At 61.9% G+C, this 22,913-nt stretch carries 21 protein-coding genes; 9 read left to right on the top strand and 12 right to left on the bottom strand.

Going from position 1 to position 22,913, the window contains the following annotated elements; genetic code table 11:
• The first annotated feature begins 97 nt into the window (after positions 1 to 97).
• From AC07UB_RS13650 to AC07UB_RS13670, 5 genes are read left to right on the top strand one after another with little or no spacing between them, the layout of a single operon-like run.
• Positions 98 to 1,987, top strand: a complete 1,890-nt coding sequence (locus AC07UB_RS13650; RefSeq protein WP_494653457.1) for an extracellular solute-binding protein — start codon at positions 98 to 100, stop codon at positions 1,985 to 1,987.
• Positions 1,984 to 3,909, top strand: coding sequence for an extracellular solute-binding protein (locus AC07UB_RS13655; protein ID WP_494653459.1), 1,926 nt, complete (start codon positions 1,984 to 1,986; stop codon positions 3,907 to 3,909). Before AC07UB_RS13650 ends, AC07UB_RS13655 begins: the two co-directional genes overlap by 4 nt.
• Positions 3,910 to 3,912: 3 nt before the next feature.
• Positions 3,913 to 5,022 carry a microcin C ABC transporter permease YejB gene (locus AC07UB_RS13660; RefSeq protein ID WP_492790984.1) on the top strand — a complete coding sequence of 370 codons (1,110 nt, stop codon included), beginning with the start codon at positions 3,913 to 3,915 and terminating at the stop codon, positions 5,020 to 5,022.
• The gene (locus tag AC07UB_RS13665) at positions 5,019 to 6,197 is read left to right on the top strand and encodes an ABC transporter permease (protein WP_492790983.1); all 1,179 of its coding nucleotides are present in this window, start codon (positions 5,019 to 5,021) and stop codon (positions 6,195 to 6,197) included. Before AC07UB_RS13660 ends, AC07UB_RS13665 begins: the two co-directional genes overlap by 4 nt.
• 11 nt (positions 6,198 to 6,208) lie before the next feature.
• Positions 6,209 to 7,846, top strand: coding sequence for an ABC transporter ATP-binding protein (locus AC07UB_RS13670; RefSeq protein WP_492792706.1), 1,638 nt, complete (start codon positions 6,209 to 6,211; stop codon positions 7,844 to 7,846).
• A gap of 3 nt (positions 7,847 to 7,849) precedes the next feature.
• Here the strand turns inward: AC07UB_RS13670 and AC07UB_RS13675 are convergent, their stop codons facing one another.
• Together AC07UB_RS13675 and AC07UB_RS13680 are read right to left on the bottom strand one after the other, a co-directional pair.
• Positions 7,850 to 8,695 carry a C40 family peptidase gene (locus AC07UB_RS13675; RefSeq protein ID WP_494653460.1) on the bottom strand — a complete coding sequence of 282 codons (846 nt, stop codon included), beginning with the start codon at positions 8,693 to 8,695 and terminating at the stop codon, positions 7,850 to 7,852.
• A complete protein-coding gene (locus AC07UB_RS13680; protein ID WP_492790981.1) occupies positions 8,688 to 10,064 on the bottom strand; it encodes a leucyl aminopeptidase family protein in 1,377 nt (458 codons plus the stop codon). The genes AC07UB_RS13675 and AC07UB_RS13680 overlap by 8 nt, the downstream gene beginning before the upstream one ends.
• A gap of 203 nt (positions 10,065 to 10,267) precedes the next feature.
• Here AC07UB_RS13680 and AC07UB_RS13685 point away from each other — a divergent pair, with 203 nt between their 5' ends.
• Positions 10,268 to 11,065, top strand: a complete 798-nt coding sequence (locus AC07UB_RS13685; RefSeq protein WP_492790980.1) for a tetratricopeptide repeat protein — start codon at positions 10,268 to 10,270, stop codon at positions 11,063 to 11,065.
• A gap of 211 nt (positions 11,066 to 11,276) precedes the next feature.
• Here AC07UB_RS13685 and AC07UB_RS13690 read toward each other — a convergent pair whose 3' ends face one another.
• From AC07UB_RS13690 to AC07UB_RS13730, 9 genes are all read right to left on the bottom strand, one after another.
• Positions 11,277 to 12,254 carry a type II secretion system F family protein gene (locus tag AC07UB_RS13690; protein ID WP_492790979.1) on the bottom strand — a complete coding sequence of 326 codons (978 nt, stop codon included), beginning with the start codon at positions 12,252 to 12,254 and terminating at the stop codon, positions 11,277 to 11,279.
• 9 nt (positions 12,255 to 12,263) lie between these two features.
• Positions 12,264 to 13,235, bottom strand: coding sequence for a type II secretion system F family protein (locus tag AC07UB_RS13695; protein WP_492790978.1), 972 nt, complete (start codon positions 13,233 to 13,235; stop codon positions 12,264 to 12,266).
• A gap of 11 nt (positions 13,236 to 13,246) precedes the next feature.
• Positions 13,247 to 14,716: a TadA family conjugal transfer-associated ATPase gene (locus tag AC07UB_RS13700; RefSeq protein ID WP_494653464.1), complete on the bottom strand. Its 1,470-nt coding sequence runs from the start codon at positions 14,714 to 14,716 to the stop codon at positions 13,247 to 13,249.
• A gap of 21 nt (positions 14,717 to 14,737) precedes the next feature.
• The gene (locus AC07UB_RS13705; protein WP_492790976.1) at positions 14,738 to 16,000 is read right to left on the bottom strand and encodes a CpaE/TadZ family protein; all 1,263 of its coding nucleotides are present in this window, start codon (positions 15,998 to 16,000) and stop codon (positions 14,738 to 14,740) included.
• Positions 15,997 to 16,734, bottom strand: coding sequence for a CpaD family pilus assembly protein (locus AC07UB_RS13710; protein WP_494653466.1), 738 nt, complete (start codon positions 16,732 to 16,734; stop codon positions 15,997 to 15,999). Before AC07UB_RS13710 ends, AC07UB_RS13705 begins: the two co-directional genes overlap by 4 nt.
• A 21-nt stretch (positions 16,735 to 16,755) precedes the next feature.
• The gene (locus AC07UB_RS13715; RefSeq protein ID WP_494653468.1) at positions 16,756 to 18,234 is read right to left on the bottom strand and encodes a type II and III secretion system protein family protein; all 1,479 of its coding nucleotides are present in this window, start codon (positions 18,232 to 18,234) and stop codon (positions 16,756 to 16,758) included.
• A 17-nt stretch (positions 18,235 to 18,251) separates the two neighbouring features.
• The gene (gene cpaB / locus AC07UB_RS13720) at positions 18,252 to 19,037 is read right to left on the bottom strand and encodes a Flp pilus assembly protein CpaB (RefSeq protein WP_492790973.1); all 786 of its coding nucleotides are present in this window, start codon (positions 19,035 to 19,037) and stop codon (positions 18,252 to 18,254) included.
• A gap of 123 nt (positions 19,038 to 19,160) precedes the next feature.
• The gene (locus tag AC07UB_RS13725) at positions 19,161 to 19,685 is read right to left on the bottom strand and encodes an A24 family peptidase (protein WP_494653470.1); all 525 of its coding nucleotides are present in this window, start codon (positions 19,683 to 19,685) and stop codon (positions 19,161 to 19,163) included.
• 331 nt (positions 19,686 to 20,016) lie between these two features.
• Positions 20,017 to 20,184: a Flp family type IVb pilin gene (locus AC07UB_RS13730; protein WP_492790971.1), complete on the bottom strand. Its 168-nt coding sequence runs from the start codon at positions 20,182 to 20,184 to the stop codon at positions 20,017 to 20,019.
• A gap of 350 nt (positions 20,185 to 20,534) precedes the next feature.
• Here AC07UB_RS13730 and AC07UB_RS13735 point away from each other — a divergent pair, with 350 nt between their 5' ends.
• From AC07UB_RS13735 to AC07UB_RS13745, 3 genes are all read left to right on the top strand, one after another.
• The gene (locus AC07UB_RS13735) at positions 20,535 to 21,026 is read left to right on the top strand and encodes a pilus assembly protein N-terminal domain-containing protein (protein ID WP_492790970.1); all 492 of its coding nucleotides are present in this window, start codon (positions 20,535 to 20,537) and stop codon (positions 21,024 to 21,026) included.
• 143 nt (positions 21,027 to 21,169) lie between these two features.
• Positions 21,170 to 21,751, top strand: coding sequence for a TadE/TadG family type IV pilus assembly protein (locus AC07UB_RS13740; protein WP_492790969.1), 582 nt, complete (start codon positions 21,170 to 21,172; stop codon positions 21,749 to 21,751).
• Position 21,752: 1 nt separating this feature from the next.
• Positions 21,753 to 22,349, top strand: a complete 597-nt coding sequence (locus AC07UB_RS13745; protein WP_494653473.1) for a TadE/TadG family type IV pilus assembly protein — start codon at positions 21,753 to 21,755, stop codon at positions 22,347 to 22,349.
• 106 nt (positions 22,350 to 22,455) lie between these two features.
• Here the strand turns inward: AC07UB_RS13745 and AC07UB_RS13750 are convergent, their stop codons facing one another.
• Positions 22,456 to 22,668, bottom strand: coding sequence for a cold-shock protein (locus AC07UB_RS13750; protein WP_011474122.1), 213 nt, complete (start codon positions 22,666 to 22,668; stop codon positions 22,456 to 22,458).
• Between the last annotated feature and the right edge of the window lie 245 nt (positions 22,669 to 22,913).

Genomic DNA, 22,913 nt, shown 5'->3' on the forward strand with positions numbered 1-22,913 from the left:
CACGCGGCAACGGGCTGGCATCATATCCAAAAACCGACATAATCCCTCAAGACGTTGCCTCAACAGCTATTTTCGACCAGCAGCAGGAACTTTCAATTTGAGCATTTCCCGCCGCCGTCTGCTCCAGAGCGGAGCCTTTGTTGCAGCAGCCCCGATGCTGAAAGCCGCGGGCGTGAACGCCATCGATGCCGCGGGCGCCCAGTCCGCCGGTCAACCTGTGTGGCAACATGCGCTGTCGCTGTTTGGCGACATCAAGTATCCCGCCGACTTCAAGCGCTTCGATTACGTCAATCCGGACGCGCCCAAAGGCGGCACCGCGCGGCAGATATCGATCGGCACCTTCGATAATTTCAATCTCGCCGTTGCCGGCGTGAAGGGCAACATCGCGCCCGCGGTCGGGTTGCTCTACGAAACCCTGATGACCCAGTCGCAGGACGAGGCGACGACCAAGTACGGCCTGCTCGCCGAGTCGGTGTCGCATCCCGACGATCATTCCTGGGTGATCTATCGCTTGCGCAAGGAAGCGCGCTGGAACGACGGCAAGCCGGTGACGCCGGAGGACGTGCTTTTCTCGATGGAGTCGCTGAAGAAATACAGCCCGATGTATTCGTCCTACTACAAGCATGTGGTGAAGGCGGAGAAGGTCGGGCCGCACGATATCAAGTTCACGTTCGATCAGCCGGGCAACCGCGAACTTCCGACCATCGTCGGCGAACTGACGGTGCTGCCGAAGCACTGGTGGGAAGGCACCGACAGCGAAGGCCGCAAGCGCGACGTTGGCGCGACGACGCTCGAGAAGCCGCTCGGCTCCGGTCCCTACGCCATCAAGGATTTCGTCGCGGGCCGCTCCGTCACGCTGGAGCGCGTGAAAAACTACTGGGGCGAGAAGACGCCGGTGCGGATCGGCCAGAACAATTTCGACGAGCTTCGCTATGAATTCTTCCGCGACACCACCGTGTCGCTCGAAGCGTTCAAGGCGGATCAGGCCGACTGGATCGTCGAGTCCTCGGCGAAAAGCTGGGCGACGGCGTATGATTTCCCGGCGGTGACCGAAAAACGTGTGGTGCTGGAGGAATTCCCGATCAACGATTCCGGCCGGATGCAGGGCTTCGCCTTCAACATCCGCCGTCCATTGTTCGAGGACAAACGCGTTCGCCGCGCCTTCAACTATGCGTTCGATTTCGAGGAAATGAACAAGCAACTGTTCTATGGCCAGTACAAGCGCATCAACAGCTACTTTGAAGGCACCGAACTGGCGAGTTCCGGCATCCCGCAAGGCCGGGAGTTCGAGATCCTGAAAGAAGTCTACGGCGAGATTCCGCCCGAGGTGATCGCCAAGCCTTACGAGAATCCCGTCGGCGGCGATCCCGAGAAGGTGCGTGAAAACCGGCGTCAGGCGACGCGGCTTCTCAAGGAGGCGGGCTATGAGGTTCGCGATCAGAAGCTCGTGGACAAGGACGGCAAGCAGGTCTCGGTGGAGTTTCTCATCTCGAATCCGCCGGCCGAGCGCATCGTCCTGTTTTACAAGCCGTCGCTTGAACGTCTCGGCATCAATGTGACCGTCCGCACGGTCGATGACGCGCAGTATCAGAACCGTGTGCGCAGTTTCGATTACGACATCATCACGGAACTCTGGGGCCAGTCGCTGTCGCCGGGCAACGAGCAGCGCGATTTCTGGGGCTCGCAGACCGCCGACGTGCCGGGATCGCGCAACAGCGTCGGCATCAAGAATCCGGTGGTGGACAAGCTGATCGACAAGATCATTTTCGCGGCCGATCGCGAGACGCTGGTCGCCGCGACCAAGGCGCTCGATCGCGTTCTGCTCTGGCATTATTACGTGGTGCCGCAGTTCACCTATGGCTTTATGCGATACGCGCGATGGGACCGCTTCAGCCACGCGCCGTTACCGAAGTACGGCCGCTCCGGTCTGCCAACGCTGTGGTGGTTCGACAAGGAGAAGGCCGAGAAGATCGGCAGGCGTTCTTGACCAGCGTCACAAGGCGGCGGGTTCTTGTTCTCGGCGGCAGCGCGATGGCTGCGGCGTGGACGCATCCTGTCTGGGCCGCAGGCGAGGGCATCGAGGTGGCTCCCGACTCTCACGGCATGTCGGCGTTCGGCGATCTGAAATATCCGGCAGGATTTTCCAATTTTGACTATGTGAATGTCAGCGCGCCCAAGGGCGGTGTGTTCTCGACGGTTCCATCGGCGAGGTCTTACAACACGTCGTTCCAAACGTTCAATTCGCTGAACAGCTTCATCCTCAAGGGGGACGGCGCGGCTGGCATGGACCAGACCTTTGCGTCTCTGATGGTCCGCGCCGCTGATGAGCCCGATGCGATGTACGGCCTTGTCGCGCGCTCCGTGAAGATTTCGCCGGACAAGCTCGTGTATCGTTTCACGCTGCGGCCGGAGGCAAAATTTCACGACGGCACTAAACTGACTGCGAAGGACGCGGCATTCTCCCTGAATATCCTCAAGGAGAAAGGCCATCCGATCATTCAGCAGCAGTTGCGCGACATGACCAAGGCGGAAGCCAACGACGACGCGACGCTGACGGTGACGTTCGCCGCCAAACGCGGCCGCGATGTGCCGCTCTATGTCGCGGGGCTGCCGATCTTCTCGCAGGCTTACTACAGCAAGAAGCCGTTCGACGAATCCACCATGGACGTTCCGCTCGGCTCCGGCCCCTACAAGGTCGGCCGCCTCGAGTCCGGCCGCTACATCGAATACGATCGCGTCAAGGACTGGTGGGCGAAGGATCTGCCGGTGTCGCGTGGCGCATTCAATTTCGATGCGGTACGTTATGAGTTCTATCGCGACCGCGACGTTGCGTTCGAAGGATTCACCGGCCGCAACTATCTGTATCGCGAGGAGTTTACAGCGCGCATCTGGAACACGCGCTACGATTTCCCCGCGATCAAGGACGGCCGCGTCAAACAGGAGACGCTGCCGGACGAGACGCCGTCGGGCGCGCAGGGCTGGTTTCTCAACATGCGCCGGGAGCAGTTCAAGGATCCGCGCGTGCGCGAGGCGCTGATCAATGCGTTCGATTTCGAGTGGACCAACAAGACCATCATGTACGGCGCTTACGCGCGTACCCAGTCGCCGTTCCAGAATTCGGACCTGATGGCGGAAGGAATGCCTCCCGCGGCTGAACTCGCGCTGCTCGAGCCGTTTCGCGGCCAGGTGCCGGATGAGGTTTTCGGCGCGCCGTTCGTCGCGCCGGTCACCGATGGATCGGGCCAGGATCGCACGCTGCTGCGCAAGGCGTCGCAACTCCTGCTGGACGCGGGTTGTCCGATCAAGGACGGCAAGCGGCGGTTGCCGAACGGGGATGCATTCCGGGTCGAATTTCTGCTCGACGAGCCGGCATTTCAGGCCCATCACGCGCCTTATGTCAAAAACCTCGGAACGCTCGGCATCGACGCCAGCGTGCGGCTGGTCGATCCGGTGCAGTATCGTTCACGCGTCGACGATTTCGATTTCGACCTTGCGATCCAGCGATTCAGCATGTCGTCCACGCCGGGCGATGCGATGCGGACGTTCTTTTCCTCGCGGGTCGCGGACGTCAAGGGATCGCAGAATCTTTCGGGCATCAAGAGTCCGGCGCTCGACGCGCTGATCGAGCGCATCATCGCCGCGGAGAACCGCGACGAGTTGCGCACCGCCTGCCGGGCTTTCGATCGTGTGTTCCGCGCGGGCCGCTATTGGGTACCGCAATGGTATTCAGGCAGCCACCGCATTGCCTATTGGGATGTCTTCGCCCATCCTCCGAAAATTCCGCGCTATGCGGGCTCCGTCGGTGTGCCGGATCTGTGGTGGACCGACGAGGCGAAAGCCAGAAAGCCCGATCAGGCCAAGCCTGAACAAACGAAGCCTGAATCAAACAAGCCCCAGCAGGCGAAATAAGTCATGAGCGCGTATATCGCCCGCCGCATCCTTCTGATGATACCCACGTTGCTGGGCATTCTGTTCGTGTCGTTCGTGGTCGTGCAGTTCGCGCCCGGCGGACCGGTCGAGCGGGTGATCGCGCAACTGTCGGGCTCGGACACCGGGGCCAGCTCACGCATTTCGGGATCGTCAGGCGGCGATTTCGCCTCGCGCCCTCAGGCCGGCGCATCCGCGGATGCGGTCAGCTCGAAGTATCGCGGCGCGCAGGGGCTGGATCCGGATTTCGTGAAAAGTCTCGAAAAGCAATTCGGCTTCGACAAGCCGGCGCCGGAACGCTTTGCCCTGATGGTGTGGAATTTCGCCCGCTTCGATTTCGGCAAGAGCTATTTCCGCGACGTCAGCGTGATCCAGCTCATCAAGGAAAAGCTGCCGGTCTCGATGTCGCTCGGCATCTGGATGACCTTGCTGACCTATCTGATCTCGATTCCACTCGGCATCCGCAAGGCCATTCAGGACGGTTCAAAGTTCGACGTCTGGACCTCCGGCATCATCATCATCGGCTTTGCGATTCCCGGATTTCTGTTCGCGATCCTGCTCATCATCCTGTTCGCGGGCGGATCGTTCTTCGACATCTTCCCTTTACGAGGGCTGACGTCGGACGGCTGGGCGCAATTTCCCTGGTATCAGAAAATTCTCGACTACTTCTGGCACATCACGCTGCCGCTGATCTCGATGGCGCTCGGCGCCTTCGCCACCATGACGCTGCTGACCAAGAATTCGTTTCTTGATGAAATCCGCAAGCAGTATGTCATGACCGCGCGCGCCAAAGGCTGCAGCGAGACGCAGGTGCTGTACGGGCACATCTTCCGCAACGCGATGCTGATCGTGATCGCCGGTTTTCCGAGCGCATTCATCCACGCGTTCTTCTCGGGCTCGCTGCTGATCGAGACGATTTTTTCACTCGACGGTCTTGGCCTGCTGGGCTTCGAGAGCGTGCTCAATCGCGATTATCCGGTGGTGTTCGGCACGCTGTTCATCTTTTCGCTGGTCGGCCTTGTGGTCAATCTGATTTCGGATCTGGCCTACATGTGGATCGATCCGCGAATCGATTTCGAGGCGCGCGAAGTATGACGGTGGCTCCGATCCCGCCAGTTGAGACGACTGCGCTATCGCCGTTGGGCGAGGCCGTGCCGCCGTCGCGCCATCCGCTTAGCCTATCGCCGCTCAACCAGCGGCGCTGGCGGAATTTCAAATCCAATCGCCGGGGCTACTGGTCGTTCTGGATTTTTTCGTTTCTGTTTCTGATCTCGCTGTTCGCCGAACTGATCGCCAACGACCGGCCATTCCTGATCAAGTTCGACGGCAAACTCTATTTCCCGGCCTTCGTGAGCTATTCCGAGACCACGTTCGGCGGCGACTTCGAGACCGCGGCGGATTATCGCGATCCCTATCTGCAAAAGCTGATCGCCGAGAAGAACGGCTTCGTGCTCTGGCCGCTGATCCGCTATTCCTACAGCACGCACAACCTCGATCTGCCGACGCCCGCGCCGTCGAAGCCGACATGGATGCTGACCGAGCAGCAGTGCAAGGCGGTGGTCGAGAAGAAGGGCGTCAGGGGCTGCCGCGATCTCGAATACAACTGGCTCGGCACCGACGATCAGGGCCGCGATGTGGTCGCGCGGCTGATCTACGGATTTCGCATTTCGGTGCTGTTCGGCCTCGCATTGACGATCATTTCATCGGTGATTGGAATCGCAGCCGGCGGCATTCAGGGCTATTTCGGCGGCTGGGTCGATCTGATGTTTCAGCGTTTCATCGAAGTGTGGACCGCGATCCCGTCGCTGTACCTGCTGCTGATCCTCTCATCCGTCTTGGTGCCGGGATTCTTCGTGCTGCTTGGAATCCTGCTGCTGTTTTCATGGGTGTCGCTCGTCGGACTTGTGCGCGCGGAATTCCTGCGCGGGCGCAACTTCGAATACATTCAGGCAGCGCGCGCGCTCGGCGTCTCGAACCGCACCATCATGTTCCGGCATCTGCTGCCGAACGCGATGGTCGCGACCATGACCTTCCTGCCGTTCATCGTGTCGTCCTCAGTGATGACGCTGACGGCGCTGGACTTCCTCGGCTTCGGCCTGCCGCCGGGTTCGCCATCGCTCGGCGAGTTGCTGTCTCAGGGCAAGTCGAATGTGCAGGCGCCGTGGCTCGGTTTCACCGGCTTCTTCTCGGTCGCGATCATGCTGTCGCTTTTGATCTTCATCGGCGAAGGCGTGCGCGACGCCTTCGATCCGCGCAAGACGTTTAGATAGAGGCAGGCATGTTGGACACGATCAACCAGCCTTTGCTCGATGTGCGTGATCTGTCGGTCGCGTTCCGTCAGGGCGGCAATGAGAGCGTCGCGGTCGATCATGTTTCTTTCTCGATCGATCGCGGGCAATGCGTGGCGCTGGTCGGCGAGTCCGGTTCCGGCAAATCGGTCAGCGCGCTGTCCGTTCTGAAGCTGTTGCCCTATCCCACTGCGTTTCATCCCTCGGGCAGCATACGCTTCAAGGGGCAGGAACTGCTCGGGATGAGCGAGCGGGAGATTCGCGGCATCCGCGGCAACGATATCTCGATCATTTTTCAAGAGCCGATGACGTCGCTCAATCCGCTGCACACCATCGAGGCGCAGATTGCCGAGGTGATCTACCTGCACAGCGGTGTGCGCGGCGCGATGGCGCGCGAACGAACGCTCGAACTGCTGACGCAGGTCGGCATTCCCGAGCCCGAAACCCGTCTGGCGAGTTACCCGCATCAGTTGTCCGGCGGCCAGCGGCAGCGCGTGATGATCGCCATGGCGCTGGCGAACGAGCCTGATCTGCTGATCGCGGACGAACCAACGACTGCGCTCGATGTCACCGTGCAGGCGCAAATCCTGAAATTGCTTGCCGACATTCGCACGCGGCTCGGCATGAGCATGTTGTTCATCACCCACGATCTCGGCATCGTGCGGCGCATCGCCGACGTGGTCTGCGTCATGAACAACGGCAAGATCGTCGAGCAAGGCCCGGTCGAGCAGGTGTTTACCGCCGCGCAACATCCCTACACCAAGGCGTTGCTCGCGGCGGAGCCGAAGCCGGATCCCGCGCCGCCGCGCCCGGGTGCGCCGGTGGTGATGTCATCGGACGATCTGAAGGTCTGGTTTCCGATCAAGCGCGGACTGCTGCGCAAGACCGTCGGACACATCAAGGCGGTGGACGGTGTCAGCGTGTCGGTGCGGCAGGGCGAGACGCTCGGCGTCGTCGGCGAATCCGGGTCGGGAAAAACGACGCTCGGTCTCGCGCTGTTGCGCCTGATTTCGTCGAAGGGGCCGATCGTGTTTCTCGGCAAGGATATTCAGGGGCTGAATTTCAAGGAGATGCGCCCGGTCCGCCGGGACATGCAGATCGTGTTTCAGGACCCGTTCGGTGCGCTCAGCCCGCGCATGTCGGTGGGCGACATCGTCGCCGAGGGCCTTGGCGTACATCAGCCGTCGCTGAACGAGGACGAGCGCGAGGCGCGGGTGATCAAGGCGCTGAAGGAGGTCGGGCTCGATCCAGCGACGCGCTTCCGCTATCCGCATGAATTCTCCGGCGGCCAGCGCCAGCGCATCAGCATCGCTCGCGCCGTGGTGCTGGAGCCGAATTTCGTGGTGCTGGACGAGCCGACCAGTGCGCTCGACATGCTGTTTCAGGCCCAGATGGTCGATCTGCTGCGCGACCTGCAACGCAAACGCGACCTGACCTACATGTTCATTTCTCACGACCTGCGTGTTGTGGCCTCACTGGCGAGCAACCTGATCGTGATGCGGCACGGCAAGGTGGTCGAGGAGGGTGTGGCGGCGGATCTCTTCAAGAATCCCAAGACCGATTACACCCGCGCGCTGTTCGCGGCGGCGTTCAACATCGAAGCAGCGCCGAATATCGTTCCGGAGATGTGAGATCTAGCTCAGCCGCCTGATGCTGGTCACATCGCTGCCCGCGGCTTTGATTCGTGCAATGGCGGCCTGCACAGGCTCGATCGCCGTGGCCATATGATGCGCGTTGGCGTGAACGATGGTGTCGCGGTCGCGCACGATGGCCACATGGCCCTTCCAGAAAATCAGGTCGCCGCGTTTGAGATCATGCCATTGTGCGGACGGAACCGCCGTGCCCAATGCAGCTTCCTGCATGTCGCTGTCGCGCGGCGCTTTGATACCTGCGGCGGCGAGGGACACCTGCACCAGTCCCGAGCAGTCGATGCCGAGGCTGGATTTGCCGCCCCACAGATAAGGCGTGCCCACGAAGCGTTCGGCGACTGTCACGAAATCTGTCTCATACGCGTCGAGCGGGGCGACATGCTGCGCAGGCAGGTAATGCCGCTGGCTGGTGATCGCGAACATTCCTTCGGTCTTGATGATCTGGACGCGCGCCCCGAGCGGCAGACTTTCGGCCGGCGGCAGCTTGATCGACGGGCCGGGGAAGGCAAACGTCTTCAGCGCCGTGACCTTATGCGTCGGCGTTGAGCGCGGCTGCACCAGCGCATTGTCCGGCAGCCATCCGACATAGCCGTCGGACTTCAATTGTCCCCACGCCCATCCCTCGGCGTCGCGATCGTAGATCATGACGCGTTCGCCCTTCAGCGCCTCGGTATCGAGCGCGGCGTCATGCGACGGCTCGCGGCGCAGCGGCGCGATCGGATCGAAGATTTCAAATTCCGTTCCGTCGACGAAGCGCGTGGCTTTCACCTGGCCTTCGAGATGTTTCGCGGCGAGGTCCGGCCGTGCGGGCGTGAGGCGTGAATCAGCCATAGCGCTCGCTCAACAGCTTGTAGATCGCGCGCGCGGCCTGGCACTCGCCGCCTTCGGGGCGGGCGGGCTTCGCCGTCGGCGTCCAGCCGTAGATGTCGACGTGAAGCCAGCTTTTGGCGCTCTCGACAAACCGCTTCAGAAACAGCGCGCAGGTGATCGAACCCGCGAACGCGCCGCCGGGCGCGTTGTTGAGGTTCGCGGTCTTGGAATCCAGCCACTTGTCGTATGGCATCCACAGCGGCATCCGCCACAGCGGATCGTTCTCCGTGCGGGCGTGGCGCGCGACATCGGATGCAAGGGATTCATCGTCGGTGTAGAACGGCGGCAGGTCCGGCCCCAGCGCGACACGGGCTGCGCCCGTCAGGGTGCCGAGATCGATCAACAGGTCGGGACTTTCTTCGTCGGCGAGCGCCAGCGCATCGGCCAGCACCAGCCGTCCCTCGGCATCGGTGTTGCCGATCTCGACGTTGAGACCCTTGCGCGAGCGGAAAATATCGAGCGGCCGGAATGCATTGCCAGCCACCGCGTTCTCGACGGCGGGAATCAGCACCCGCAGGCGAACCTTGAGCTTCGCATCCATGATCATGTGCGCCAGCGCAAGCACGTTGGCCGCGCCGCCCATGTCCTTTTTCATGATCAGCATGCCGCTGGACGGCTTGAGATCGAGACCGCCGGTGTCGAAGCACACGCCCTTGCCGACCAGCGTGATTTTGGGATGCTTCGGATCGCCCCATGTGATGTCGATCAGGCGCGGCGCGCGGGTGGAGGCCATGCCGACCGCATGGATCAGCGGAAAATTCTGCTTGAGCAGGTCGTCGCCGACGATGCAGGAGAACGCCGCGCCGAATTTGTCCGCAAGCGTCTGCGCGGCCTGCGCGAGTTCTTCTGGCCCCATGTCGTTGGCGGGCGTGTTGATCAGGTCGCGCGCCAGCGAAGCCGCGTCGGCCATGCGGGTGATGTCCGCCATGTCGATGTCGGGTGGCGGAACGAGCCGCGCGTCAGGCGCATCGTTCTTTTTGTACCGGCCGAAGCGATAACTCCCCAGCGCGAACGCGAGCGTGGCGAGCCGCGCATCGTGGGGCGGATTGGCGAAACTGTAGGTGCCGGCAGGCAGCAGGCCGGGCAACTGGCCGGGCCGGAACAGGTCGTGCCATTCGCTCGATTGATCCTCGATGCCGAACAGGACGTGGGCAAGCGACCCGTCGTCCGCCGGCAGCGCGAGATATTGGCCGGGCTTCGCGGTGAAAGCGTTGGCCGTCGCGAAACGCCGGGCGGCGGCGGGAAGGGTGGCGCTCAGCGCCTCCCAGGTCGATTTGGTTGCGAAGGTGATGGGAGTGGCGGAGGCGGAACTCTGAAAGGCAGGGTGCATGGGGTTCCCAGACAGGGCGGGTGACAGGCGGTCACTATAGCAGCGCCGCAGGGCTGTGCGGCAGGCTCAAGATCGCGTTTTGACACGTCTTTTGACCGAGTAGGGCCCGCACGCCGGATCAGCGGTTAACCAGCCATTAGGGTTAACGCTTTATTGCTGAACGCATCGGCTTCGCCAAACCTCGACAAGCGAGTCCATGTGTCATGCGTCATTCGTCCTTTTCCCGGCATCTCGGATCTGCCGCCGTCGCGGCTGTTCTCGCCGTCGGTCTTGCCGGCTGCCAGACCGCAGGCTCGCCGGATATCACCGGTTCGCTGAATGCGCGCGCGGACGCTGGCCCGGCCGAGGTTTCGCGCAACGAGATCGACGCCTATGGCGAGCGCTATCGTGCCAACCCGCGCGATGCGGCTGCCGCCCTTCAATATGGTCAGTCGCTGCGCAAGAACGGGCAGCGCCAGCAGGCCGTGGCCGTGTTGGAGCAGGCGACCATCGCCAATCCCGGCAACAAGACCTTGCTGGCGGCCTATGGCCGTGCGCTGGCCGACAACGGAAATTTCCAGCAGGCGTTCGACATCCTGACGCGCTCTCACACGCCTGCAAACCCGGACTGGCGAATCCTGTCGGTCCAGGGCACTACGCTCGATCAGATGGGCAAGCACGACGAGGCGCGCCGCTACTACACGAGCGCCCTGAAGATCGCCCCTGAAGATCCCTCCGTGCTGTCCAATCTGGGCATGTCGTATGTTCTCTCGAGGGAGTTACCCAAGGCCGAGGCGGTGCTGCGCCGGGCCTATCAGCGCGGCTCGACCGACGCCCGCGTCCGTCAGAATCTGGCGCTGGTGATCGGGCTGCAAGGCCGTTTCAGCGAGGCCGAGGCCATCGTGAAGGCCGACCTGCCGGCTGAGGAAGCTGAAGCCAATGTCGCCTATCTGAAGCAGATGCTCAGCCGCGACGGCCGCGGACCGCAGACAACGGCGGTGGCAGAGCCCCACCGGTCGTAAGCTCCTCGTCATTGCGAGCCGGGTCGGCGCCACAAGCGCGTTTACGCGCGTCTTCGACGCGCTATGGCCCGCCCGATGGCGCCGCGAAACAATCCAGCCGTGAGAATTAGCAAGTGGCGGGTCGCGTTGTCGCGAGCGCGCTGCGTGGAATGGCAATCAGACAGTCACATCGAGGGCAAGGGTGCAGCGTCCATTCGGACGCCGCGCCGCGTTACCTCATGTATTCCGTGACCTTGATGCCGGTCGGGCCGAGAATGACCACGAACAGGACCGGCAGGAAGAACACGATCATCGGCACCGTCAGTTTCGGCGGCAGCGCGGCGGCCTTCTTCTCGGCTTCGTTCATGCGCATGTCGCGGTTTTCCTGAGCCATGACGCGCAGCGTCTGTCCGAGCGGCGTGCCGTACCGTTCCGACTGCATCAGGGCGAGACAGACCGATTTCACGCCTTCGAGGCCGGTGCGTTTGGCGAGGTTTTCATAGGCCGTCTTGCGGTCCTGAAGATAGGACAGTTCCGCCGTCGTCAGCGAGAATTCCTCGGCCAGCGCGATCGACTGGGTGCCGATTTCATTGCTGACCCTGCGAAACGCGGCTTCGATCGACATGCCGGATTCGATGCAGATCAGCAGCAGATCGAGCGCATCCGGGAATGCGCGCTTGATCGACAACTGGCGCTTTGTGATCGCATTCTTCAGAAACACCATGGGGGCCTGCATGCCGGCCCAGGTGGCGCCGATGCATATGCCGATCTTCATCAGCGTGGTCTGCTGCATGTTCGAAATGACGAACACATAGAGCACCGCGCCGATCAGGAACACGATCGGCATGACGAGACGGAAGAAAAGAAACGTGACGTAAGGCGCCTGACCGCGATAGCCCGCCATGACCAGCTTGTCGCGGGCTTCTTCCTGGGCCAGCCATTTTCCCAGATTGAGCTTGCCGACGACGCCTTGCACCACCTGCTTCGGGTTCTGGCGCAGCGAGACCTTCTCGTTGCGGTTCATGCGCTCGCGCTCGCGCTGGCGGAGCCGCTCGCGCTCGCTGGCCACCGCCTTCATGCGCTTGGCAAGTCCTTCGCCCGCGAACATCGGCGTGATCAGCGTATAGGCGGTCGCGCTCGCCGCGATAGCGGCCAGAAGCATGGTCATGAATCTGACGTCGTGGAATTTTTCGATGAGAAGATCGATCATGGTTCCTCGTCAGAAATCGAAATTGATCATTTTCTTCATCACGAAGATGCCGGTCGCCATCCACAACGCGCAGGCGGCAAGCATCAGCCGCCCGGTCGGATGGGTCCACAACAGCGAGATGTATTCGGGCGTCATGATGTAAACCATGATCATCACGATCGGAGGCAGCGAGCCGATGATGCCGGCGGAAGCCTTGGCTTCCATCGACATCGCCTGAATTTTCGCCGACATTTTCCGCCGGTCGCGAAGCACCTTCGAGAGGTTTCCAAGGGCTTCCGACAGATTGCCGCCCGACTTGGTCTGAATCGCAACCACGATACCGAAGAAGTTTGCTTCCGGCAGCGGCATTCTTTCGTAGAGCCGCTGGCATGCGTCACCCAGCGGCATTCCGATGGTCTGCGTCTCGACGATGGCGCTGAATTCGCTGCGCAGCGGTTCCGGCGCATCGGCCACGACGACCTTGATGGAATCGAACAGCGGCAGACCGGCCTTGATGCCGCGCACGATGACATCCACAGCGTCGGGCAGGGCGTCGAGAAACTTCTTCTCGCGGCGCTTCTTGAGAAAGCCCAGCACCCACCGCGGCAGCCCGAAACCCATCGCGGCGGCGAAGCCGATCGCGGGCAGAAGCGCCATGCCGCCGATAAAGGCGGCGATCAGAACGGCTCCGCCCAGAACGGCCGAGCCGATCACGAATTGCTGTTTCGTCCAGGTCAGTCCGGCCTGGGAAATGCGGATCGACAGCGAGACCTTTTTCGTTGCCGCAAGGCGCTGCTCGAGCTCCTTCATCGAATCTTCGACCTGCACGCGGCGCGACCGCATCCGGTCATCGACACGCAAGGCGGGTGCCGAGCTCGTGAAGGATGCCCGGCGTTTCTCCGCCTGCTTTTCGCCGGAGAGCAATGGATAGACAAAAACCCAGGCCAGACCGCCGATGGTGAGAGCGGAGAGGAAGGCCAGCGCGAGCGCCTGCATGGTCATGGCGAGGCTCCCTATGTGCCGGGGTTGGCGACTTCGGCCGCGTCGAGCGCCGCGGCGAGTCGCTTTTCTTCGCCATAGTAGCGCGCACGGTCCCAGAACCGCGGACGGCCGATGCCGGTCGAGCGATGCCGCCCGATGATGTTGCCGTTGATGTCTTCACCCATCAGATCGTAGACGAAGAGATCCTGCGTGATGATGGTGTCGCCTTCCATGCCCATCACCTCGGTGATGTGGGTGATGCGGCGCGAACCGTCGCGCAGGCGGGCCGCCTGGATGACGATATCGATCGAGGCGCAGATCATTTCGCGAATGGTGCGCGACGGCAGCGAGAAGCCGCCCATCGTGATCATGGATTCGGCGCGGGACAGAGCCTCGCGCGGGTTGTTGGCGTGCAGCGTTCCCATCGATCCGTCGTGGCCGGTGTTCATCGCTTGCAGCAGATCGAATGCTTCGGGGCCGCGGACTTCGCCGACGATAATGCGTTCGGGGCGCATACGCAGGCAGTTGCGGACCAGATCGCGCATGGTGATCTGGCCTTCGCCTTCGATATTCGGAGGACGGGTTTCCAGTCGCACCACGTGGGGCTGTTGCAACTGAAGTTCCGCGGCGTCTTCGCAGGTGATGATGCGCTCGTCGTCGTCGATATAGTTGGTCAGGCAGTTCAGCAGCGTCGTCTTGCCGGAGCCCGTGCCGCCCGAGATCAGCACGTTGGCGCGGCAGCGTCCGATGACCTGCAGGATCTGGGCGCCTTCCGGCGTGATCGCTCCGAACTTGACGAGCTGATCGAGCGTCAGCTTGTCCTTCTTGAATTTACGAATGGTGAGCGCCGGCCCGTCGATCGATAGCGGCGGCACGATGGCATTGACGCGCGAGCCGTCGGCGAGGCGCGCGTCGCAGATCGGTGAGGATTCGTCGACGCGCCGGCCGACCTGGCTGACGATGCGCTGACAGATATTGAGCAGCTGCTGATTGTCGCGAAACCGGATTCCTGTGCGCTGGATCTTGCCGGCGACTTCGATGTAGACGGTGCCGGCGCCGTTGACCATGATGTCGGAGATGTCGTCGCGCGACAGCAGCGGCTCAAGCGGTCCGTAACCCAGAACGTCGTTGCAGATATCGTCGAGCAGTTCTTCCTGCTCGGAAATCGACATCACGATGTTCTTGATCGCGATGATCTCGTTGACGATGTCGCGGATTTCCTCGCGGGCCGACTCGACGTCGAGCTTTGCAAGCTGGGCGAGATCGATCGCCTCGATCAGCGCGCCGAAAATCGTCGCCTTGACCTGATAGTAGGCATCGGAACGCCGGGCTTCGGCCACGGGCGGGGGCGCGGCCGGGCGCGCCGGCGACAGCGGGGGCGATGCAACGCTCGCCATGGAAGGTGTGCTCGACCGCGCGGCGGCGGGCGTTACGTCTTGCCCACGGTCCGCATGCACTGGTGCCCGGACATCGGCCTCTGATCCGCTACGCTTACCAAACACGACGATACCCCACGCGAAAGTCTATTTTGCCCGAAGTTTCTCGAGCAAAGGCGAAAGGAACGAACTGCGCGGCTTCTTGGCTTCGCCACGTCCGGTCAGGCGCTGCGCGATCTGCAGAAACATCTCGGAGGTGCGATGGTTGGCCGCGATTTCCGCGATCATCTGTCCGTTGTTGGCGGCCGCGCCGAAAATCTGCGGCTCGAACGGAATGGTCACGATCGGCTGGCTTTCGATCGCCTTGGCGAATTCGCTGGTATTGATTTCGGGCCGTTTCGGCACGCCGGCCTGGTTGATACAGTAAAGCGGCGGCCTGTCGTTGGGCCGCGCGGCCTTCAGCGTATCGAACATGTTCTTGGTGTTGCGCAGGTTGGCGAGATCGGGGCACGCGACAATGAGGATGTCGTCCGCGCCGACCAGCGCGCGCTTGGTCCATCCCGACCACTGATGCGGCACGTCGAGCACGATGCACGGCATCGTGGTGCGCAGCGTATCGAAAATCGAATCGAAGGCGTCGGTGCCGAAATCATAGACCCGCTCGAGCGTGGCCGGAGCGGCGAGCAGGCTGAGATGGTCGGTGCATTTGGACAGCAGGCGATCCATGAAGGCGGTGTCGATGCGGTCCGGCGAGAAAACAGCATCGGCGATGCCCTGCGGAGGGTCCTGGTTGTAATCGAGGCCCGCGGTTCCGAATGCAAGGTCGAGATCGGCGACAACCGAATCCAGCGCGAGATCGCGCGCGATCGCCCAGGCGACGTTGTGCGCCACCGTGGATGCGCCGACACCGCCCTTGGCGCCGACGACAGCAATGATCCGGCCGACGGCTTTCGCTTCGGCGACCGAGAACAGGCCGCAGATCGAGCGCACGACGTCGAGAGGCGCGACGGGAGCGATCATGTAGTCGCTGATGCCGCGACGCACGAGTTCGCGATACAGCACGACGTCGTTGACGCGGCCCACCACGACGACGCGGGTGCCGGCGTCGCACACCGTTGCAAGCTGGTCGAGGCCGGACAGAATGTCGTTCCGGCCCTCGGTTTCGAGAAGAATGACGTTCGGCGTCGGCGCGGTGCGGTAGGCCTCTATGGCCGCCGCCATGCCGCCCATTTGAATCTTGAGATGGGCCTTGTCCAGACGCCGGTCTTCACCGGCAGCCTGCACGGCCGCGGCGGTTTCGACGGTTTCGCAGAATGCCTGTATGGAGACGCGCGGCGCCGGCGCGATATGTTCGTCCGCGGCGGGAGAGGCCGAACCGTCTTCCTGATCTTGACGCGCGTAACTAATCATTTGCCTACATCGCTGAGTTTGGCCTTGTCGGCTTCCGGATAGACGGTCGTTGTCGTCATGCCCTTGCGATACTTGTCGAACGCAATGTTGCGGCGAGGCGTATAGGCCGGCGTCTCGGACCGTGGCTGAACGAGATCGGACGGATTGTCGACCATCGCCGCCATATTGCGCTGTGTGGCGCAGCCGAGATTGTAGTAAGGCCGGTTTTCCAGATAGCCCTTGTTCTTGACGGACGGGCCGAGGTCTTCCGGCCAGGTGCCGCAAGGACCGGCGTCGGCGGTGATCCGCGGATAGTTCACGCGGATGGTCGCAAACAGCCGGGGATCGGTCGGCCGGTAATTCCGGACGATGACACCGCGCGCCGGAACGCCGGAGGCGGCGAGGATGCCCTGGATTTCGCGCAGCGAGTCGGTCGCGACGCGGGCGTTCGGGGTGTTGACCGGCATATCGATGATGATGCCGCCGGTGCCTTCACGCAGCCAGGTTTCCGCAAGGCCCGCGATGTCCGAGCGCTGCGCGGAGGTGAGACCGCCTCGCCCGCTGCCGACGAAGACTTCTGTCGTGCGATTGGCTTCCTGAATCACGATGGGATGGCGCTGGCGGTAGTCGTTCGGAATGCTGCCCGTCACCGTGTCCTGATCCGTATGCGTGCAGGCTCCCAACGCGGCAGACGCCCCGAGAAGGGCGACTGCGACCCGCAGGCTGCGCTTGAGATGGGGTACTCGTATCGTCATCGCTACTGTCCTTGTCCCATCTCAGTCGGTGATAAAGCCGTAGGTGCCGCGATACTTGCGGCCCGGCTCAGCACGTCCGGGAGCGCCGTAGATTCGGTTGATATTGCCCAGCAGGTCCGACTGCGGATCGGCGGCATCGGCAAACCCGTCGTCGGGACGCGACAGATCCTTCTGCGCGACCGCGCGGACGATGTAAGGAGTCACGAGCACCATGAGTTCGGTGTTGCGGTTGACGTAATCGCGGCTGCGGAACAGCGTTCCGAGCACGGGCAACTGTGCCAGTCCGGGCAGGCCGTTGATGGATTGCTTGGTCTGTTCCTGAATCAGGCCGGCCATCGCCATCGAGCCGCCCGATGGAATTTCAAGAGTCGTTTCCGCGCGGCGGGTCTTGACCGATGGAATGGTCAGGGTGCTTCCCGCCTGTTCCAGCGTGATGGCGTTGTCCGGCGACAGTTCGGAGACTTCGGTCATCACCCGAAGACTGATGCGGCCTTCCGACAGAACCATCGGCGTGAAGTTCAGCGCGATGCCGAACTTCTTGAAATCGATCTGTGTGGTACACGCGCGGGTAATCGGGTCGCAGGTGTATCCCTTGGGCAGCGGAAATTCGCCGCCCGCGAGGAAGGTTGCGGATTCGCCGGAAATCGCGGTGAGATTCGGTTCCGCAAGCGTGCGGACGACGCCTGCGCTTTCCATGGCGCGCATGGTGGCCTGCACAGCCGGCACGCCTCCCACCCCGGAGCCAAATCCGGCTTTCGCGGAGTTGCCGGCGACCAGCGGGCGTCCGAAAGCCGTGAATGGATTGTTGTTGTTGAAATTCACGACGGCGGTGCCGTAGTTCATGCTCGCGCTCAGGTCGATGCCGAGCTGCTTGATGATGTCGCGCTGAACCTCGGCGACGGTGACCTTGAGCATGACCTGATCGCGCCCGCGAACCGCGATGCTGTTGACGACCTTGTCGGTGCCTCCGGCCAGCCGCATGGCCATTTCCTGCGCCTGCTGCGCTTCCAGCGGATTGGAGACCGAGCCGGACAGCACGACGCCGTCGCCGACGCCCTCGATCCGGATGTCGGAGTTCGGAAATGCCTGCTTCAGCGCGGCGCGGACGCCGTTGAGATCACGCGTGACCGCGATATCGTAAGCGGCGATCTGCTGGCCTGTGCTGTCGAAGAAGATGATGTTGGTCTGACCGACAGCGGCACCGATGATGTAGGCGCGCTGCGCCGAACGCACGACGGCGTTGGCGATTTTCGGATCGGCGACCAGAACGTCCTTGATGTCGCGCGGCAGGTCGATGACGACGGATTTTCCGATGCCGAGCGGCAGGAAGCGCGCGTTCAATTGGCCGCCCGCGGAGGCTACGGCAGCCACGGGAGCGCGATAGTCGCTCGCGATGACGGGCGACAACGCGGGGTTCAGCGTCAGCGCCGAGACCGCGGCAAACGACAGGGCACGCACCATAAAGGTCCGCACGGCTGCCTGATGTCCCTCTCGCCTCATTCTATTCGCCCTCTCGATCACTTTCGTGTCGTCGTCATTGTGGTTGGAATGCCGTAGCGAACGACGTTCACCGTGTCGCCCTTGTCGGTGAGGATGATGTCTTGCTGGCCGGCATCGACGAGGCTGCGCAGCGCGAGCGACAATGTTCCGCTCTGCCGCGCGCGCGCCAGTGATTCCGCCTGTTCAGGCTTGAGCTCAAGCGTGGCGGTCTTGCCGACCACGACCTTCTGTCCGTCTTTTTCCCCCACCGTCTGGTCGATCGCGAGAACGCGGACGTTGACCAGAATGGTTTCGGAATTGATGACATCGACATTGCTGCCGCTTCGGTCGGCGACCTTGTCGCGCTTGGTTAGAATGACATCGACCTTGTCGTTGGGCAGGATGAATCCGCCGGCGCCGGTTTCCGGCGAAATCTCGGTCGAGATCGCGCGCATGCCGGTCGGCAGGATGGCGGCCATGAAGCCGGAGCCGTTGCCCTTCACGAGTTTGGTTTCGCGGATCGGTTCGCCGGCCATGAACGGCGAGCGCGCAATGGACCCGACGATCTGGCTCATTGCCTCGGCGCGATCATTGCGGCGGATGAAGCTCGAACTGGCGGTAGTCGTGGGCCAGGATTGCCATTGCAGATCGTCCGGCGTGACCGTCTGGCCCAGCGGAATATCGCCACGGGCGACGAGAACGTCGGTCGTATCCATCTGGGGCGTTTCGGCGACCGGCTTGGGATCGGAACCGCTTGCAAGGTAGGCTGCAGCGCCGCCGGCACAAATGGCAACGGTCAGGACGACAATCCGCGCGGTATTCATACGCTCACTTCCCACATCACGCCGCGACGCACCTGTCGCTGTGGCGGGATTTGACCAGTTAAAGGTCAAAGCATGGTTAATGAGGCGTATCTAAATCGCGTTAACGAGATGTTGCCGACGCGTTCACTGGCCGATGAAGCGGGCGAGGTCGACTGCCTTCATCCATTCGGTGTCCGGGTAGACGATCAGCGCTCCCAGGGCGAGCGCGATGCCGTAGGGAATTCCGCTTTGCCGGTCGTGCAGGCGTTGCAGCCATTGCTGGGAACCGAGCATGTAGGGCAGAGGCCATTGCCGGAATTCAAGCAGCAGCAGGGTCAGCGCGCCGCCGAACAGGGACGCATAGACCAGAAAGTTCATCAGGTGCTCGAAGCCGAACCACAGCGCCGCCGTCGCGGCGATCTTGGCGTCGCCGCCCCCGACCCATCCCATGGCGAAGCACCCGAAGGCGACCACCAAAACGGCGATGCCGGCGCCCGCGTGCATCGCGATGCTCTGCATCGGCATGCCGCCGAATGCCGCCAGTACGAAGAAGCCGGCCAGCAGCAGCAAGGAGACCCGGTTCGAAATCGTCATGGTGAGAAGATCGCTTGCCGCGGCAAACGCGATCAGTGCGGGGAACAGGAAAAGCCGGGCAAGATCGAGGATCATGGCGTGTCGGAGGCCATTGGATGTTCAGGACAATGAGCGGTCAGGGGCAGACTAGCGCTCACAAATGAACAATCGTGAAACGAAGCCCCGGCAGTTTCTGCGATCCGGAACAGGATTGTCAGCGTTGCGAGGATCAGCGCCGCGCAAACCGTCATTGTTATGTCGCGCCGGGAACGGGCCGGGCGCGGCAGGATTGCATGGGGGTGCCTGCGGGCATCGGAGGGCTGCATTCGCAATTCAACTCAACTTGCATCGATCGCGTAAAGGTAGTCGACGAACAAAAAGGGCTTCGGTCTCCCGAAGCCCTTTGTGTCCGTAAGAACGCGGTCGCTTAGTTGGTGAGCGACGAAGTGATCTTGGTGAAGGTGCCCGAGAGCTTGGTGCCCGTGCCATTGACTGCCGCGATGACAGCAAGGGCGATGCCCGAAGCGATCAGGCCGTATTCAATAGCGGTGGCGCCGGATTCGTCCTTGACGAAACGAGCAATGAGCTTGGTCATCAGTAACTCCATTTGTACACGTGGCTGCAGAACTCTGGTCTTTGCGGGGCGGAAACCACCGTGACCATGGTGTCAACGTAAGGGCCAGGAATTGCAGCGCAGTTAATTCGATTGCGGAAAGACCAGGGTATTCGGCTCTTCTTGCGAACGGTAAATGCTGATTTAACGGCATCGCGTAAAGGCGATGACTTCGATCGAGCCGTTGTTTCAAGCGCGTTTCCGGATGGCGCTGGCGCCGCGAACGCGTTCCGTTTGCAGTTCATTCATCAATTAACGTCAGATTTGCCATGTCGGGCGCCGGCACCGTTGCGTATCGTTTTTGCCGGCTTGTAGACGTCCCGGAGTAGAGTATGTCCAATGTTTCGCGTCGTTACGCGCGCGGGTCCGTCGCGTTGCGGGTTCTCGTGGCTGGATTCCTGATGTGTCCGGTGGTGACGCTCGCCGGAACCGGCGAAGGTCCGGTCGAGGTGGTTGTGGACCAGGCCAAGGTCGTCAAGCTGCCGGAGAAGGTCGCCACGATCGTGGTCGGAAACCCCTTGATCGCCGATGTGACCCTCCAGCCCGGCGGCATGGTGGTGGTCACCGGCAAGGGCTACGGCTCGACGAACATGATCGCCATGGATCGCGCCGGCGCCATTCTGACCGACCGCTCCATCCAGGTCGAAGGCCCGAGCGACAAGCTGGTGACGGTCTTCCGCGGCCTCCAACGTGAATCCTACAGCTGTACGCCGGCCTGCCAGCGGCGCGTCACGCTGGGTGACGGACAAGACTATTTCACGCAGACGCTGGGCCAGACCGGCAATCTGATCGGGCAGGCCAGCGCCGCCGGATCCAAGCCCTGATGTGAAGCATCGGCGCGGAATGATTCGGTTAACAATCTGTTAATCCCGCGCCGCATGTTGTTTTGATCCGGCGCAAGCATTCAACAATCTCTGTCGGCTATTCTCGGCGGTAGTTATTTCCGCTGCATCACAAGGATAGTCCGATGCGCTCGCCTGCGACATCGCTGACCGCGCTCAACAAGACGCTCCGCCGGTTTCGCCGCAACCGGCACGGCTCCGCCGCCGTCGAGTTTGCGTTTATCGCTCCGATATTCTTTGCGTTGCTGTTCGCCATTATCGAAACCGCGCTGATGTTTTTCGCGGCCCAGGTTCTGGAAACCGGGACGCAGGATGCGGCGCGCCTGATGCTGACGAACCAGGCTCAGGGCGCAAACATGACGCAGGCGCAGTTTCAGCAAAATCTGTGCGACCGCATCAAGTCGCTGTTCACGTGTGACAGCAACCCTGCCGGTCCGCTTGTCGTGTCCGTGAGGGCGTATCCGGCGAATACGCTTATTCCGGCCGCCGACCTTGCCGCCCCGATCAACGGCGGAAATTTTGTCAACACGTCCGTCTATCAGATGCCGAAATCCGGCGAGACCGTCCTGATCCGTGCGTTCTATCAGTGGCCGCTGTACGTCACCCAGCTCGGCTACAACATCGCGAACATCGGAGCCAACACGTCCAACGCCAAGCGCCTGCTGGCGGCTACAACTGCATTCCGCGTCGAACCGAATGGCTCATGAGATGACTGGGAGATCAAAGATCATACCTCGCGGCCGCAGGCTCGCAACTCGCTTCGCGCGGGACGCGCGTGGTCTGGCCGCGGTCGAATTCGCGTTCATTCTGCCGCTGATGCTGACGCTGATATTCGGTACGATCGAAGTGTCGAGCGGCGTGGCGATCGACCGCAAGGTGACGCTGGTTGCGCGGTCGTTGTCCGATCTCGTCTCGCAAGGGACGCAAGTGACGCAAACCGAGCTCACAAACTTCTTCGGGTTGGGCAGCGCCATCATGTCGCCCTATCCCGTGACGGCGACGACCATGACGCAGAAGGTGTCGGCGATCAGCATCGATGCATCGAAGGTGGCGAAGGTGGTCTGGAGTTACAGAGGCGTCGTTGCCGGAAGTTCAATCACCGTGACGAAGGAATATGCGAAGGATACGGTCATCACCACCATTCCGCCCGGACTTCTGGTTGCGAACACGCAGCTGATCTGGAGCGAGGTGACGTATACCTATATCCCGATCATCGGCTTCGTGATGAAGGGGGGATTTCCCCTGAGCGACGAGTGCTTCACGCGCCCGCGTCAATCCGAAACGGTTATAGGCCCGACGAGCTGATCGGATTGTCAAAACTGGCGAGAAATAAAAAAGGCCGTGCGAACCGCACGGCCTTTTCATTTTGGTCTACGGCTGGAATTCCGCAGCGGAAGCTGCGGAGCCTCCGTTAGCCAGCGGCGCGCAGATTGTCGGCCGACGACTTGCCCGAACGGCGATCAGCGACGATTTCGTAGGAAATCTTCTGGCCTTCGCGCAGCGTTCCCAGACCAGCGCGCTCGACGGCGCTGATGTGAACGAACACGTCATTTCCGCCGTCATCCGGCTGAATGAATCCGAAACCCTTAGTCGCGTTGAACCACTTCACAGTTCCCATGCTCACGCAGGTAGTCCTTCTCAAGATAGTTATAGTCGTAGCCCACGTTCAAATGGGCTGGTGAGATCGAAATTTGGATGAGGTCGTCAGCGTCTAAACCGGCTGTACCGGTGGATAGCTAGGTCGTCCGGCCGAAGATCGATCTGTGAATATTAGGCGAAATACGCGTTCAAAACAATCCTGCCATGCGCGGATTTTTGGGTCCGCGTGACAGGGCTCCAAAACCGGAATCGCGCACGGCTTGTGCCGTG

It is taken from the genome of Afipia sp. GW821-FHT04G03 (genome assembly GCF_059419985.1).

What these genes read in the sequence shown, in the direction of transcription:
- AC07UB_RS13660 (WP_492790984.1), top strand. Translation starts at nt 3,913, where the DNA reads ATGAGCGCGTATATCGCCCGCCGCATCCTTCTGATGATACCCACGTTG.
- AC07UB_RS13665 (WP_492790983.1), top strand. Translation starts at nt 5,019, where the DNA reads ATGACGGTGGCTCCGATCCCGCCAGTTGAGACGACTGCGCTATCGCCG.
- AC07UB_RS13675 (WP_494653460.1), bottom strand. Translation starts at nt 8,695, where the DNA reads ATGGCTGATTCACGCCTCACGCCCGCACGGCCGGACCTCGCCGCGAAA.
- AC07UB_RS13680 (WP_492790981.1), bottom strand. Translation starts at nt 10,064, where the DNA reads ATGCACCCTGCCTTTCAGAGTTCCGCCTCCGCCACTCCCATCACCTTC.
- AC07UB_RS13685 (WP_492790980.1), top strand. Translation starts at nt 10,268, where the DNA reads ATGCGTCATTCGTCCTTTTCCCGGCATCTCGGATCTGCCGCCGTCGCG.
- AC07UB_RS13690 (WP_492790979.1), bottom strand. Translation starts at nt 12,254, where the DNA reads ATGATCGATCTTCTCATCGAAAAATTCCACGACGTCAGATTCATGACC.
- AC07UB_RS13695 (WP_492790978.1), bottom strand. Translation starts at nt 13,235, where the DNA reads ATGACCATGCAGGCGCTCGCGCTGGCCTTCCTCTCCGCTCTCACCATC.
- AC07UB_RS13705 (WP_492790976.1), bottom strand. Translation starts at nt 16,000, where the DNA reads ATGATTAGTTACGCGCGTCAAGATCAGGAAGACGGTTCGGCCTCTCCC.
- AC07UB_RS13710 (WP_494653466.1), bottom strand. Translation starts at nt 16,734, where the DNA reads ATGACGATACGAGTACCCCATCTCAAGCGCAGCCTGCGGGTCGCAGTC.
- AC07UB_RS13715 (WP_494653468.1), bottom strand. Translation starts at nt 18,234, where the DNA reads ATGAGGCGAGAGGGACATCAGGCAGCCGTGCGGACCTTTATGGTGCGT.
- cpaB (WP_492790973.1), bottom strand. Translation starts at nt 19,037, where the DNA reads ATGAATACCGCGCGGATTGTCGTCCTGACCGTTGCCATTTGTGCCGGC.
- AC07UB_RS13725 (WP_494653470.1), bottom strand. Translation starts at nt 19,685, where the DNA reads ATGATCCTCGATCTTGCCCGGCTTTTCCTGTTCCCCGCACTGATCGCG.
- AC07UB_RS13730 (WP_492790971.1), bottom strand. Translation starts at nt 20,184, where the DNA reads ATGACCAAGCTCATTGCTCGTTTCGTCAAGGACGAATCCGGCGCCACC.
- AC07UB_RS13735 (WP_492790970.1), top strand. Translation starts at nt 20,535, where the DNA reads ATGTCCAATGTTTCGCGTCGTTACGCGCGCGGGTCCGTCGCGTTGCGG.
- AC07UB_RS13740 (WP_492790969.1), top strand. Translation starts at nt 21,170, where the DNA reads ATGCGCTCGCCTGCGACATCGCTGACCGCGCTCAACAAGACGCTCCGC.
- AC07UB_RS13745 (WP_494653473.1), top strand. Translation starts at nt 21,753, where the DNA reads ATGACTGGGAGATCAAAGATCATACCTCGCGGCCGCAGGCTCGCAACT.